The 13,352-nt window shown below is 72.3% G+C and carries 12 protein-coding genes; 2 read left to right on the top strand and 10 right to left on the bottom strand.

Features of this window, described 5'->3' with window-relative positions; all coding sequences use genetic code 11:
* Positions 1–129 precede the first annotated feature (129 nt).
* From ACFY0U_RS39980 to ACFY0U_RS39935, 10 genes are all read right to left on the bottom strand, one after another.
* Positions 130–720: a malonic semialdehyde reductase gene (locus ACFY0U_RS39980; protein ID WP_388644595.1), complete on the bottom strand. Its 591-nt coding sequence runs from the start codon at positions 718–720 to the stop codon at positions 130–132.
* Between the two features lie 90 nt (positions 721–810).
* On the bottom strand, positions 811–1,827 hold the full coding sequence (locus ACFY0U_RS39975) for a 3-oxoacyl-ACP synthase III family protein (protein WP_388644592.1): 1,017 nt from the start codon (positions 1,825–1,827) through the stop codon (positions 811–813).
* Between the two features lie 105 nt (positions 1,828–1,932).
* Complete coding sequence (locus tag ACFY0U_RS39970) at positions 1,933–3,102, bottom strand: hydroxymethylglutaryl-CoA synthase (RefSeq protein WP_388644589.1); 1,170 nt, start codon at positions 3,100–3,102, stop codon at positions 1,933–1,935.
* Between the two features lie 3 nt (positions 3,103–3,105).
* Positions 3,106–4,167, bottom strand: a complete 1,062-nt coding sequence (locus ACFY0U_RS39965) for a hydroxymethylglutaryl-CoA reductase (RefSeq protein ID WP_388644587.1) — start codon at positions 4,165–4,167, stop codon at positions 3,106–3,108.
* Positions 4,164–5,258 (bottom strand): type 2 isopentenyl-diphosphate Delta-isomerase, encoded by a 1,095-nt coding sequence (fni, locus tag ACFY0U_RS39960; RefSeq protein WP_388644584.1) that lies wholly within the window; start codon positions 5,256–5,258, stop codon positions 4,164–4,166. Before fni ends, ACFY0U_RS39965 begins: the two co-directional genes overlap by 4 nt.
* A complete protein-coding gene (locus ACFY0U_RS39955) occupies positions 5,255–6,355 on the bottom strand; it encodes a phosphomevalonate kinase (protein ID WP_388644581.1) in 1,101 nt (366 codons plus the stop codon). Before ACFY0U_RS39955 ends, fni begins: the two co-directional genes overlap by 4 nt.
* A complete protein-coding gene (gene mvaD / locus ACFY0U_RS39950) occupies positions 6,352–7,380 on the bottom strand; it encodes a diphosphomevalonate decarboxylase (protein WP_388644579.1) in 1,029 nt (342 codons plus the stop codon). The genes ACFY0U_RS39955 and mvaD overlap by 4 nt, the downstream gene beginning before the upstream one ends.
* Positions 7,370–8,359 carry a mevalonate kinase gene (gene mvk / locus ACFY0U_RS39945; protein WP_388644576.1) on the bottom strand — a complete coding sequence of 330 codons (990 nt, stop codon included), beginning with the start codon at positions 8,357–8,359 and terminating at the stop codon, positions 7,370–7,372. Before mvk ends, mvaD begins: the two co-directional genes overlap by 11 nt.
* A 125-nt stretch (positions 8,360–8,484) precedes the next feature.
* Complete coding sequence (locus tag ACFY0U_RS39940; protein WP_388644574.1) at positions 8,485–8,679, bottom strand: hypothetical protein; 195 nt, start codon at positions 8,677–8,679, stop codon at positions 8,485–8,487.
* Positions 8,676–9,032, bottom strand: a complete 357-nt coding sequence (locus tag ACFY0U_RS39935; RefSeq protein WP_388644572.1) for a hypothetical protein — start codon at positions 9,030–9,032, stop codon at positions 8,676–8,678. Before ACFY0U_RS39935 ends, ACFY0U_RS39940 begins: the two co-directional genes overlap by 4 nt.
* Positions 9,033–9,675: 643 nt before the next feature.
* Between ACFY0U_RS39935 and ACFY0U_RS39930 the strand changes: the two genes are divergently transcribed.
* Both ACFY0U_RS39930 and pcaB read left to right on the top strand, forming a co-directional pair.
* The gene (locus ACFY0U_RS39930) at positions 9,676–11,718 is read left to right on the top strand and encodes an FAD/NAD(P)-binding protein (protein WP_388644693.1); all 2,043 of its coding nucleotides are present in this window, start codon (positions 9,676–9,678) and stop codon (positions 11,716–11,718) included.
* Positions 11,715–13,154 (top strand): 3-carboxy-cis,cis-muconate cycloisomerase, encoded by a 1,440-nt coding sequence (pcaB, locus tag ACFY0U_RS39925; RefSeq protein WP_388644569.1) that lies wholly within the window; start codon positions 11,715–11,717, stop codon positions 13,152–13,154. Before ACFY0U_RS39930 ends, pcaB begins: the two co-directional genes overlap by 4 nt.
* The last annotated feature ends 198 nt before the right edge of the window (positions 13,155–13,352 follow it).

The raw sequence follows: 13,352 nt of genomic DNA, 5'->3' as shown, positions 1-13,352 counted from the left end.
CGCTGGTCGGGGGCCGCCGGGGCGGCTAGCCCGGCGCGCCCGGGGGGCCGTTCGGGGGGGGCCGCCCCCCCGGGGGGCGCGGGCCCCCCCCCCCCCCCCCCCCCCCCCCGCCCCTTCTCGTGGCCGGATTCAGATGGTCGTGACGACCTCGTCGACGTCCAGGCGCGGGGCGCGCGGGAACCAGGCGTTCGGGCCGGGCCTGCCGATGTTGATCACCATCAGGGGGGTGTGGTCGTCGTCCAGGAACTCCTTCTGGACGCCGGCGGCGTCGAAGCCGCTCATCGGGCCCGCGGCGAGGCCGGCGGCACGGATGCCGATGATGAAGTACGCGGCCTGGAGGGCGCCGTTGAGGACGGCGGACCTCTCGCGGGCCGGGCGCTCGGCGTAGAGGAGGTCCTTGACCTGGGGGAAGTGCGGGACCAGCTTGTGGAGCTCCTCGTGGAACTCGTTGTCCGTGGCGAGGATCGCGACCAGTGGGGCGGTGGCGGTCTTCGCGCGGTTGGCCTCGGCCATGTGCCGCACCAGGCGCTCACGGGCCTCGGGGGAGCGGACCAGGGTGATGCGCAGCGGGCTCTGGTTGGTGGCGGTCGGACCGTACTTGACGAGGTCGTAGATCGCCTCGATCTGTTCGTCGGTCACCGGCTCGTCGGTGAAGGCGTTGGCCGTGCGGGCCTCACGGAAGAGGAGGTCCTGGGCGGCTGCGTCGAGCACGAGCGACATGGGTGCAACCTTTCGGGCAGGGCTTTCGACAGGGGTTCTACGGGGGTCAGGGGCGGTGGGTCGGAGCGGGGCGGCGGCCGTGCGGGGTCCTCACCCCCACTCGACCAGGGCGAAGCTCGCGGCCATGCCGCCGCCGAAGCCGGCCAGCAGGATCAGTTCCCCCGGTTGGAAGGCGCCCTGGCGGGCGGCCGCGTCGAGCGTGATCGGGATGGAGGCGGCGCCCGTGTTGCCGTAGTGGGTGACCGTGCGGTGCATGGTGGCGCGGGGGAGGGCCAGGGCCTCGAAGACGTCGTCGAGCATGACGCTGTTGGCCTGGTGCGGGACGAAGTGGCTGATGTCCGCGGGCTCGACACCGGCCTCGTGGAGGAACCCCTTGGTCAGCTGCGGCAGTTGCTCCACGACGAAACGGCGTACCTCCCGGCCGTCCATCGCGAAGTACTGGAGTCCGGCGTCCAGGCCGGCGTGGTCCAGGGGCTGCCGGCTGCCGCCCCCGGGCACCTGGATCAGGTCCGAGAGGGCGCCGAAGGTGTAGAGGGCGACGTGCCGCAGGAGCGGGCCCTCGGTGGTCGGGCCCAGGACCATGGCGCCGGCGCCGTCGCCGAACAGGACGACCGTCCTGCGGTCGGCCGGGTTCAGGATGCGCGAGTAGGTGTCGGCACCGATCACCAGGGCGTAGCCGCCGCGCCGCAGGATCACGCTGCCGACCGCGGAGAGCGCGAACACGGTGCCGGAGCACACCGCGTTGACGTCGACCGCCGCGGTGGTGGCGGCACCGAGGTTCCGCTGGACGTAGGCGGCCGTCGGCGGCTGCGGCCGGTCCGGTGTGGACGTGGCGACCGCGATCATGGACAGCTGCTCGGCGGTGATGCCGGCCGACTCCATCGCGGCACGTGCCGCGGCCGTCGCCAGGTCGGACGTGGCCTGGCCGGGGGCGGCCCAGCGCCGTTCCCGGATCGCGGTCTTACGGGTGATCCAGGCGTCGTCGACGCCGGCGGGCGCGCCGACCTCGTCGTTGGAGACGATCCGCTCCGGCACATAGGCGCCCGTGCCGAGGATCCTGATGTCCTTCATGGGGCTGCCGGGGGCGGGGATCGTGGTGCCTGTCATGCGGCTGCCCTCCCCTCAAATGGTCTGTGAATGGCTGTACGAAGGGGCCGGCGGGCGGGCGGCGCACGGTGGCCGCCCTTGCCCGCTCTGTGCCCTCGAGACGCTCTAGCGCGTCTGGTAGATCCGCTTGTGTCCGCTGATCCCGGCCAGCCGGTACGGTCCGGTGGTCTGCTCCGGGGTGGCGTGGTCGCCGCCGTCGGTCGGGAACGTCCACTCGTGCAGTTCGCGGTAGCCGGCGTAGTCGACCGTCCGGCGCCGCGAGATCGCCTCGAGGTTCGCCTTGGTGCGCAGATGATCCTGGTAGCCGGCGACCACGGTCCCGGCGAAGAACTCGGCGACGGAGCCGGAGCCGTAGCTGAGGAACGCGAGGGGCTTGCCGGTCAGGTCGTCCGCCTGGTCGAGGAGCGCGGCCAGGCCCAGGTACACCGACGCCGTGTAGCTGTTGCCGATCACGGTGTTGTACGCCGTGGTCTGGCCGAGGGCGCCCGCGATGACGTCCTTGTCGGTGTCGTAGCCGCAGTAGTTCAGCAGGTGACGGTGGGCCTTGTAGGCCATCTTCGTGAACGGCTGGTGGTAGCAGAACGCGGCGAACTCCTCGAGGGCGCGGCCGCCCTGCTCCGAGTAGTCCTTCCAGGTGCCCTCGACCGCCTGGAGGTACGCGCCGATGGACTCCTGCCCGTCGACGAGCGCGGTGGAGAGGTAGTTGGGCCGCCAGAAGTCCATGACGTCGGCGGTGAACAGCCCGGAGGGGTCCTCGATGCGCACCAGGGCCGGGTCCACGCTGACCAGCATGGCCACCGCGGAGGCGCCCTGGGTCGCCTCACCGGGGCTGTCCAGCTCGTACTTGGAGACGTCGCTCGCGATCACCAGGACCTGCTGCGCGGGGTCGCGCTGCACCAGGCCGATGGCGAACTGGAGGGCCGCCGTCGCCCCGTAGCAGGCCTGCTTGAGTTCGACGACGCGGGTCGCCGAGGGCAGTCCGATCAGCGAATGGACGTAGATGCCGGCCGACTTCGCCTGGTCGATGGAGGACTCGGTGGCGAAGACGACCGTGCGGATCCGGTCCTTGCCGTGCCGGGCGATGATGGGCGCGGCCGCCGTCGCCGCCATGGTCACGATGTCCTCGTCTGCGGCGGGCACACTCATCGACTCCTGGCCGATGCCCACGTGGTACTTGCCGATCTCGGTGCCGTTGTAGTCCGCGAGGGCCGTGTGCGGCAGGACGAACTCGCTTGTCGCGAACGACAGATCGTGGATTCCGATGGATATGGACATGCCTCATACACCAACCTTTGCGGTCTTGTTGTCGCGTTCCAGCTGGACGTGTGCGCGCATGAGTTCGCCGGGGTTCGTCTGTGCCGCGAGCAGCGAGAGCTCGCCGCACAGCACGGTTGCCGCGGCGAGGACGGCGAGGCGGCGGGCGTTCTCGCCGGGCTCGCCGTCGGCCCGGCAGCCGAGCCGGGTCAGGTTCGTCTCGACGAAGCCGAGGCCCTTGCCGTTGCCGACCGTGCCGACGATCAGGTTGGGCAGGGTGCAGGCGAAGTAGAGGTCGCCGTCACGGTCCTCGGCCATGACGACGCCCTGCGAGCCCTCGACGATGTTGGCCGCGTCCTGGCCGGTCGCCAGATAGAACGCGAGCAGCATGTTCGCGTAGTGGGCGTTCGCCGAGCGGATGCCGCCGGCGAGGAGGGTGCCGAGGAGGTTCTTGCGGATGTTCAGCTCGACGATCTTCGCGGCGGTCGTGTGCAGGACGTCGGCGACCACGTCACGCGGGACGAGCAGTTCGGTGACGACGTTCTTGCCGCGGCCGAGGATGCCGTTGATCGCGGTGGCCTTCTTGTCCGAGCAGTAGTTGCCGGAGATCGACCCGTAGGAGATGCCGGGGATCGTCTCCAGCACGTGGGCGAGGAGCGCGTCGGAGGCGAGGGTGGCCATGTTGTGGCCGGAGGCGTCGCCGGTGGAGAACTCGAACCGGATGAACAGCAGGTTGGCGTTGATCTCGTGCCGGATGCCGATCAGCTGGGCGAACCGGCTGCAGCCGCGCACCACTTCGCGCAGTTCGTCGATGCGCGCCTCGATGGTGCGTGCGGCGGTGAGCGCGGTCAGCGCGTCCGTCGCCTCGACGAGCACCGAGCGGGTCATCCGCTCGTCGACGAGGGTGGCGACGATGCCCTTCTCGGCCAGCCGGGAGACCTTCGCGCCACGGCCGACGGACGGCCACAGCGGGGACTCGTAGGTGGCGAGCGGGACATGGGTCTCGGTGTTGGCGACGTTCCCCGAAATGCGGAGGGGGCCCACCCACCTCATGGGGACCCCGGCGATCGCGTGTGCTTCGGTCATCGTGTGCTTCCCGTCATCTCGTGGAGGGCGTCGATGGAGCTGGAGCGCTGGGCCAGCCGTCGCGTGTCGATGCCCCGGTCGGCACAGAAGGACCGGAGCTCGCCGTGGATCAGCAGGTCGCAGCGGGTGAGGTCGGCGGGGGTGCGGGCGCCGAGCATGGTCTGCAGGGCCGCCAGCTGGTCGAGCCAGGCGGAGATCTTCGCGACCAGCGCGGAGACGTCGCCGTCGAGCAGGGTGCGCAGGAAGCCGCCGGAGGAGCCGACGGCACGGGCGCCCAGGGCGAGCGCGCGGGCCACGTCGAGCGGGGTGCGGACCCCGCCGGAGGCCAGCACGGGGATGCCGACGTCCTGCGCGTCCAGCAGACAGGCGACCGTGGACTGCCCCCAGTCGTGCAGGTAGGCGTAGTCGGCGAGTTCGCGCCGCCCGTTCTCGATACGGGCGAAGTCCGTGCCGCCGCGGCCGCTGACGTCGGCGACCTGTACGCCCAGGTTCGGCAGGGCGAGGATCGTCTCGCGGCTCAGCCCGTTGCCGACCTCCTTGACGACCACGGGGACGTCGACGGCGGCCGCGATCCGCTCGATCTGCGCCGCCCACGAGCCGAAGGAGCGGTCGCCCTCCGGCATGGGCGTCTCCTGCGCCGTGTTGAGGTGGATCTGCAGGGCGTTCGCCTGGATCAGGTCGATGGCGCGCCGCGCGTTGTCCACGGACGCCGTCGCGTTGACGTTGGCCAGGACGAACCCGTCCGGGTTCTCCTCGCGCAGCACCCGGAAGGTGTCCGCGCAGGAGGGGTCCTTGAAGTAGGCGTGCATGGAGCCCGACGCGATGGCCACCCCGGTCTCGCGGGCCGCGATCGCCAGGTCCCGGTTGATGACGCCGGTCTTGGCGCTGCCGCCGGTCATCGCGTTGATGTAGAGCGGCGCCTGCCAGGTGAGGCCGGCGAAGGTGGTGGTCAGGGAGACGTCCGGGCGGTCGATGCCGGCCAGGGCGTGGTGGACGAACGACACCTCGTCGAACTGGTTGCGTCCGCTGTGCGCGTGCTGCTGCTCCATGGCGAGCCGGACGTGGTCGTCCTTGCGCTGAGCGCTACTCATGCTGGGTTCCCTTCCGGGGCGGGACGCAGGGGCAGGGGCAGCACCCCGGCCGCGGCCCACCGTTGGCGTACGTGTGCGATGTCGTGCGGGGCGTCGGCGTCCAGCAGGGCGATGCCGCAGTCGCCGCCCCCCGCCCCGGAGGGTTTGGCCGCACCCCCGGCGGCCTCGGCCGCGTCGCACAGCGCCGTCAGTTCGGGGGTGAAGATGCCGAGGCCGACCTCGTCGTCCAGGCGGGCCAGCTCCTGGCGGGCGCGCCGGATCTGGTGCAGCAGGCCTTCACCGTCGCCGGCTTCCAGGGCGCCGATCGCGGCGTGCACGAAGTCGGCGGTGGTCTCCACGAACTTCTGGTGCGAGGGGGTGCCCCGCCAGGTCCTGCGGTGCAGGCCGGCCACGAGGGAGGTGGTGGAGGCGGGGTTCCCCGTCCAGCCGACCTCCAGCGACAGGCCGTTCGGGGGCGGCAGTTGACGTACCTCGAAGCCCGGCCAGGGGGTGCGCAGCGCCTCCTCGACGCCGCGGCTGCGGGCCAGGTCGAGGACGAAGGCACGGTCGGGGGCCCGGTAGGCGATCCAGCCGCCCCAGGTGCCCGCGGCGAGGTCACCGCCGGAGCCCTTGGGGTCGATACGGGCCGTCGCGAGCAGCGCCAGCCGGAACCGGGCGTCGGGGGAGAGCTCCAGCCCGCAGTACGACGCGACGGCGGCGATCGTCGCCACGGTCACCGCGCCGCTGGAGCCCAGGCCGTACTTCCTGCCGTTCTCGTGCAGGGTGCTGGCGATGGACACGCTCAACGGGGGGACGGACAGGCCGCGTTCGGTGAGCAGGTCGGCCACGGTCTCGATCGCGGTGATCACGTGGGCGGCTTGGCCGTCGTCTCCGGTCAGGCGGCCGTCGTGCCAGTGCAGGTGCGCGGGGTGCGGCCAGAGGTCGGAGGAGATCGCCACGCCGGTGCGGCTCGGCCCTCGAATGCCGGACACGGTGACGGTGATGTACCGGTCGACCGCCACCAGGATCGCCGTGTTGCCGGGGTCCACCACCGCGTACTCGCCCGCGATGTACAGCTTGCCCGGCGCGCGCCGCACCACCGTGCGCCGGGAGGTCATCGCTCGTCCTCGGTGAGGAGGCGGGCGCCCCTGCCCGGGCCGGCGGTGTGCACCGCGCTGTCGGGGGCGGCGCCGCGTACGGCCGTGGCCACCTTGTCCGCGTCCGTGCGCCGGCACAGCACCTTGACGTTGGGCCCGGCGTCCATGGTGACGTAGGCAGGGACGCCGTCCCGGCGCAGCTGGAGTACGGCGTCCAGGACGGTGAGGGAGGCCGGCGACATGTACCGCACGGCGGGGCGTGCCGCGAGCATGGTGGCGTGCATGCCGAGCGCGTTGCGTTCCGCGATCTCGCCGACCGCGTCCAGGTCGCCGCGGCTCAGTGCGGAGCGCATGTCGACGAGGTCGTCCTTGCTGGAGATCGCCCACGGCTCGAACAGCGGTGAGGTGTCGACGGTGCGGCGCATGGCCTCCCGGCTGGACACCTCCTTGGGGCCCGCGTTGACGACGGCGACGACGAGCGCCGGGTCCAGATCGGCGGCGGCGTCGACGGGCTCGGCGTACGAGCTCAGGTCGTCGGTGCCGGCGTGCCAGACGGCGAAGTCCCCGAAGATCGACCGGGACGCCGAGCCGGAGCCGCGCCGGGCCAGCCGGGACAGGGCCCGCGGGTCGCCGTCGAGCCCGTAGGCGGCCGACGCGGCGACGGCGAGGGCGGCGAAGCCGCTGGCGGAGGAGGCCAGGCCCGCCCCGGTGGGGACGGTGTTCTCGGTGTGCACGACGGCCCGCTGGGCGCTGCCCGCGCGTTCCCGTACGAGGTCCAGGAAGGCGGCGATACGCCGTGCGGCCTCACCGCTCGCGCGCTCGCCGTTGAAGGTGACCGTGTCCTGGTCCGCCTCGGGGGCGAGGCGGACCCGGGTGGTCGTCGGGAAGATGTCCAGGGTCATGGACAGGCTGTCGGTGCGGGGCAGGAACAGCCGCTCGTCGCTCTTGCCCCAGTACTTGATCAGCGCGATGTTCGGGTGCGCGACGGCGGTGGCGTCCGTCGCGCCGCCCGCCGGCCGCGGTCGGGTGAGCTGTTCAGAGCGCATGGCTGGTGAGCCTCCTCAGCGGTACGACCCACGTCTGGACGGCGCCCGCGTCGTGCAGCCGCCGGGCGACCTCGCTTGCCTGCTCGGGCTGGGTGAGGGCGAGGACGCAGCCGCCCAGACCGCCCCCGGTGATCTTGGCGCCGAGGCTGCCCGCCGTCATCGCGGCCTCGACCATGGCGTCGATGCGGTCGGTGCTCAGACCGGCCGCGCGCAGCAGCTCGTGATAGTCCGTCAGCCGCGAGCCGAGCTCGTCCGGCGAGCCGTCGGCGAGCGCCCGCCGGGCCTCCTCGACGAGCTGGGTGGCGCGGGACAGGAACCGCTCCTCGGCTCCCGTCTCCCGCCGGAAACCGTCACGCAGCAGCTCGACGGCTTCCTTGGTGCTGCCCGCGGTGCCGCTGTCCGCGATGATGAACAGGCCGTCGCAGCCGATGGCCAGTTCCTCGGCCCGGCCCGCCTGGAACAGCAGCGGGGCGCTCGCGCCGACGGTCATCGCGTCGACGCCGCTGGCCCGGCCGTGCGCCATGTTCTCGGCCGTCTGCACCAGGTCGAACGCCGTGGCCTCGGACAGCTCCTCGCCGAACAGGTCGGCCAGGGCAAGCACGATCGCCCGCGAGTTCGCGGCGCTGGAGCCGAGCCCGCGGCCGGGCGGGATGGCACCGTCGAGGATCACGTCCAGGTGCGGGCTGCCCGGCACGCCCATGCGCTCCTTGAACGCCGCGGCCAGCCGCTGCAGACCGTCGGAGGCCAGCGTCACCACCGCGCGGGAGGCGGAACCGGTCATGGTGAAGGACAGGCCGCCCCGGGCGTCGGAGGAGTGGGAGGACCATCCGGCGTTCGCCGTGGCCGTCAGCTGTGGAATCGGCAGCGCGAGCGCCGGGGTTCCGTACACGACCGCGTGCTCGCCCAGCAGGATCGCCTTGGCGTGGGCGCGACCGATGCCGACCGAGCGAGCCCGACGGTTTTCCGAAACCCCCTCCACTGAGGTCGGTAGCGTCAACGCACTCACTCCCCTTGTCGTTTCACGAAAGTCTTCGAGACGGGCCATTGGTTGTTCTTGCGCGGCGGAAAGTGCGCACAAAGCGCCGCGCGGGGAATGCCCGGACGTCATCGGGACGCGTTACCGCGCCGCATGGCGATCTGGGTGAGTTCCTCGATGTCGAACTCCGAGCGGCAGTTCGGCGCGCCATAGCGGGTGATCTTCCCCCGGCTCACCCATTTGCGGATCGTCGCTTCGGACACGCCCACGGCGAGTGCGGCCACGTTCGTCGGAACGAGCCTGTGGCGCGGCGGTTTCTTCATGCCGAGACACCCTTTCGCTGCCGCTCCATGAGCTGCCGCAGAGTCAGCCATTCGTGCATTTCCCAGGAATGCCCCGCCGAGCACTCGATGCTCCGGCTCCCGGAGGTGCCGGTGTTCTTCGGCGAGGCGCTGATCGTGCCGGCGCAGTCCTCGACGACGCACTGCCGGATCAGCGTGTGCAGCGACGTGGGGTCGGGGTCGATCGTGCTGCGCAGCTCGGCGACGAGGCTCTCCGTCTCACCTGCGAAGTCGGCGGCCGGCGGCTGGGCGGCGAGCCAGTGCAGATGCCGGGTCAGAAACCGGGCCAGCTGCGGGACGGAACGGGCCGGCGCGGTGACGCCGAGCTTTTCCACGACGATTTCCGACCACGACTCGAGAGTGGCGAGGATGTTGTGCCGGGCATCGAGCACCGAGATGTTCAGGTGATCCCGGTTACGGCTTCCCGAGACCCGGGTGGGGTTGGTCCGCCGATGGGTCGGAGAAATGTGGTGCAGACACTCCTGGTGCAGTGCGGGAAGTGCGCGCAGATTCCGTTCCAGCTGACTGACACAGGGGGCGCAAAGGACGAGACCGGGGACGGCGTGGCTCTCATGGGTGTGATTTCTGGGGCACGGGTGAACCATCAACGAATCTCCTTCATGAGGCGGCTCGCCCTCCGCGACCGTGTTGCACCGAATGGCCGGGTCGATCCTTTGACGCCTTTTTCCCGAACGTAGCGAGCGGTGCTGGAGTCCCGATACAGCCCCGTTCGCGGCCCGCCGGAGATGCCGTGCCACCTCGTCCTCGGCGCCCCTCGAGCGGGGCCGGGCAATTGCCCCGGCCATTCCTCAAGCCGATTTCCATCCGGGGCCGAGCAGTGGTTGAGCGGCTGCCCCGACGGTGGCGGAGGAAGGAGGCGCTGTGGACGGTACGCATGGAGGCGAACGCGCAGTAAGCGTCGCACTCACCGCAGGGCCGCTGGTGACGGCGGCCGCTCAGTATGCCCTGGACGATCCGATGCCGTTCGGCTATCAGGACGCCCGGGAATCCGCCCGGTCCGACCGCGGTGACGCGGCGGCCCACTTGGAGGTCTGCCTCGTCGGCGCAGGCCCGCGGGGCCTTTCCGTACTGGAACGGCTCTGCGCACAGGAGAGGAAGTCGCCCCGCTGGGACAGCGTCACCGTGCACGTCGTCGACCCGGACCCGCCCGGCTCGGGACGGGTGTGGCGCCCCACGCAGTCCCGGCACCTGCTGATGAACACCGTGTCCTCGCAGGTCACGGTCTACACGGACGCCAGCGTCCGGATCGACGGCCCGCTGGACGAGGGACCGAGCCTGTACGAGTGGGCCAAGGCGCTGGTCTCGCACACCCTGGAGGCCGCCCCGCAGTCCGGCTACGACGACGGGGTCCTCGCCGAGGCACGGCGTCTGGGCCCCGACTCCTACCCCACGCGTGCGCTGTACGGCTGCTATCTGACGTGGGCGTTCCGGCGGGTCGTGGCGGGTGCCGCCGACCATGTGAGGGTGCGCACCCATCCGGTGCGGGCCGTCGCCCTGGAGGACGACGGGCCGGCGGGGGAGCAGACGGTGGTCCTGGAGGACGGCACCGTGCTGTCCGGGCTGTCCGCGGTCGTGCTCGCCCAAGGACACGTACCGGCTCAACTCTCCGACACGGAACGGGAGTTGACCGAGTACGCCGAGCGGAACGGGCTGACCTACCTGGCCCCGTCCAACCCGGCCGACGTGGACCTGTCGGGCATCCGGCCCGGCGAGCACGTACTGCTGCGCGGACTCGGGCTCAACTTCTTCGACTACCTGGCCCTGTTCACCCACGGCCGCGGCGGCGTCTTCACCCGCGTCGACGGCCGCCTCGTCTACGAGCCCTCGGGCCGTGAACCGCGTCTGTACGCCGGCTCCCGGCGCGGCGTGCCCTACCAGGCGCGCGGCGAGAACGAGAAGGGCGCCCACGGCCGCTACTACCCGCGGCTGCTGACCACCGGGTACATCGCGGCGCTGCGCGCCCGTGCCCCGCACCACGGGGCCATCGACTTCGCCGCCGACCTGTGGCCGCTCATCTCCAAGGAGGTGTGCAGCGTCTACTACGCCGCGCTGCTGGAGTCGCGCGGTGAACTCCCGGACTTCGTCGAGGAGTTCGTCGAGGCGTACCTGGAGGCCGAGCCGGGTGTGGACGAGGACGTGCTCCTCGACGCGACCGGGATCGACGCCGCCGAACGCTGGGACTGGAAGCGGGTCGCCCGCCCTTATGGCGACCGTGTCTTCACCGACCAGGCCGCCTTCCGCGACTGGCTGCGCGGCCACCTCGACGACGACGTCCGCCTGGCCCGCCAGGGCAACGTCAGCGGACCGGTCAAGGCCGCCCTCGACGTCCTGCGGGACCTGCGCAACGAGCTGCGGCTCGCCGTCGACCACGCCGGACTGACCGCCGCGTCCCACCGCGACGACCTCGACGGCTGGTACACCCCGCTCAACGCCTATCTGTCCATCGGCCCGCCGGCCTCCCGCATCGAGGAGATGGCCGCACTGATCGACGCGGGCGTCCTCGACGTCACCGGCCCCGGCATGCGGGTCACCGCCGACGCGGACGATCCGCACGGGCCCTGTTTCACCGGTACGTCCAGCGAGATACCGGACGTACGGGTGCGGGCCACGGTCCTCATCGAGGCCCGGCTGCCCGAGATCGACCTCAGGCGCACCGCGGACCCGCTGATGAACCAGCTGCTGCGCACCGGGCAGTGCCACCCCTACCGGATCCCCGGCGGGACCGGCACGGGCGGCGCGGACTACGAGACCGGCGGTCTCGCCGTGTCCGAGCGGCCCTACCACGTCATCGACGCCAGGGGAGTGCTGCACCCGCGGCGCTTCGCCTACGGGGTGCCCACCGAGTCCGTGCACTGGGTGACCGCCGCCGGCATCCGGCCCGGCGTCGGCTCGGTCACCCTGGAGGACTCCGACGCCATCGCGGCGGCGGTCCTGGCCCTGCCCGAACTGCCGCGCCCGGTGGCGGAGTCGGTCACCGCGAGGGCGAGGGCGAGCGCATGACGTCCCTGGACGCGATCCCCCGCACGGGGACCCTGCCCGCCCATCTGGACGCCGGGCTGCTGTCGCCGGTGCGGGCGGGCACCCCCGTGGAGGCGGCCGTCGGCGACAGCGCCTGGCTCCAGGCGATGCTGGACGCGGAGGCGGGGCTGGCCCGCGCCCAGACCCGCTGCGGCACGGTCCCCGCACAGGCGGCCGCGGCCATCACCGCCGCCGCCCGCGCGGACCTGCTCGACGTACGGGAACTGGCGCTGGCCGCGCGGGAGACCGCGAACCCGGTCGTGGGCCTGGTCAAGGCGCTGACCGCGGTGGTCGCCGAACGCTCCCCGCAGGCCGCGGAGTACGTGCACCGCGGCTCGACCAGCCAGGACGTCTTCGACACCGGCGCGATGCTGGTGGCCCAGCGGGCGCTGCGGCTGATCGTCGCCGATCTGCGGGCCGTCGCCGAGGCGCTGGCTGGGCTCGCGGCCGCGCACCGGGACACGGTGATGGCGGGGCGCACCCTCGCCCTGCACGCCGTGCCCACGACGTTCGGGCTCAAGGCGGCGGGCTGGCGTCAGCTGGTCCTGGACTCCGTCGAGCGGCTGGAACGGCTCGCCGAGGGCGAGCTCCCGGTGTCGCTCGGCGGCGCGGCCGGAACCCTGGCGGGCTACCTCCAGTACGCCGGTGAGGGCGCGGACCCCGCGGCCGTGCTCGACGAGCTCGGCGCCGCGTTCGCCGACGAGACGGGCCTGGCCGTGCCCGTACTGCCCTGGCACGCGCTGCGCACCCCCGTCGCCGACCTGGGGGCCGCGCTCGCCCACACCACCGGCGCGCTCGGCAAGATCGCCGCGGATGTGCTGGTGCTGACCCGTACCGAGGTCGGCGAGGTGGCCGAGCCCGCGGTCGCCGGACGGGGCGCCTCCTCGGCGATGCCGCACAAGCGCAACCCCGTGCTGGCGACCCTGATCCGCTCCGCCGCGCTCCAGGTACCCGCGCTGGCAGGCGTGTTGCTGCACTGTCTGCCCACCGAGGACGAGCGGTCGGCCGGGGTGTGGCACGCGGAGTGGCAGCCGTTGCGCGAGGCCTTGCGGCTCACCGGCGGCGCCGCGCACACGGCCGTCGAACTCGCCCGGGGCCTGGTCGTGCGTCCGGAGCGGATGCGCGCCAACCTCCAGGCGACCGGCGGTCAGCTCGTCTCCGAGCGGGTCTCGGCCGTCCTGGCGCCCCGCATCGGCAAGACGGCCGCCAAGGAACTGCTCACGCAGGCCTCCCTGCTCGCCTCCCGCACCGGCCTGCCCCTGGCCGAGGTGCTGGCCGAACTCCCGCAGCTGGCAGGCGTGCTGAGCCGGGAGGACGTGACCACCCTCCTCGACCCGGCCGGCTACACGGGCGTCGCCGGTCCCCTGGTGGACCGCGCACTGACCGCGCCGGGGCTCGGGCGGGCCCCGGCGCCCTGACGCCGACGCCCGGTGCGTACGGCCGTGGAGGTGGATGTCCTACGACGCCGTACGCACCGGGTCGGGCCGGTCGGGCCGTTCGTGGAGCCCCGTAGCAGGTCTGCCTCGGCCCGATCGCCCTGGTCCGGGCGCCCTTCGCATCCCATCCGCCCCACGCCTTCCTCAAGTCCTCCTCGTACCCGCCTCGAATGCCGCTTG

The organism is Streptomyces sp. NPDC001536, assembly GCF_042894505.1.
In the GTDB taxonomy this organism is placed as follows: Bacteria; Actinomycetota; Actinomycetes; order Streptomycetales; family Streptomycetaceae; genus Streptomyces.
This window is presented reverse-complemented; position numbering and strand designations above follow the sequence as displayed.

Bases quoted from the DNA above. Each gene is read 5' to 3' on its own strand.
- ACFY0U_RS39980 (WP_388644595.1), bottom strand. From the start codon at position 720: ATGTCGCTCGTGCTCGACGCAGCCGCCCAGGACCTCCTCTTCCGTGAG.
- ACFY0U_RS39975 (WP_388644592.1), bottom strand. From the start codon at position 1,827: ATGACAGGCACCACGATCCCCGCCCCCGGCAGCCCCATGAAGGACATC.
- ACFY0U_RS39970 (WP_388644589.1), bottom strand. From the start codon at position 3,102: ATGTCCATATCCATCGGAATCCACGATCTGTCGTTCGCGACAAGCGAG.
- ACFY0U_RS39965 (WP_388644587.1), bottom strand. From the start codon at position 4,167: ATGACCGAAGCACACGCGATCGCCGGGGTCCCCATGAGGTGGGTGGGC.
- fni (WP_388644584.1), bottom strand. From the start codon at position 5,258: ATGAGTAGCGCTCAGCGCAAGGACGACCACGTCCGGCTCGCCATGGAG.
- ACFY0U_RS39955 (WP_388644581.1), bottom strand. From the start codon at position 6,355: ATGACCTCCCGGCGCACGGTGGTGCGGCGCGCGCCGGGCAAGCTGTAC.
- mvaD (WP_388644579.1), bottom strand. From the start codon at position 7,380: ATGCGCTCTGAACAGCTCACCCGACCGCGGCCGGCGGGCGGCGCGACG.
- ACFY0U_RS39940 (WP_388644574.1), bottom strand. From the start codon at position 8,679: ATGAAGAAACCGCCGCGCCACAGGCTCGTTCCGACGAACGTGGCCGCA.
- ACFY0U_RS39930 (WP_388644693.1), top strand. From the start codon at position 9,676: ATGCCGTTCGGCTATCAGGACGCCCGGGAATCCGCCCGGTCCGACCGC.
- pcaB (WP_388644569.1), top strand. From the start codon at position 11,715: ATGACGTCCCTGGACGCGATCCCCCGCACGGGGACCCTGCCCGCCCAT.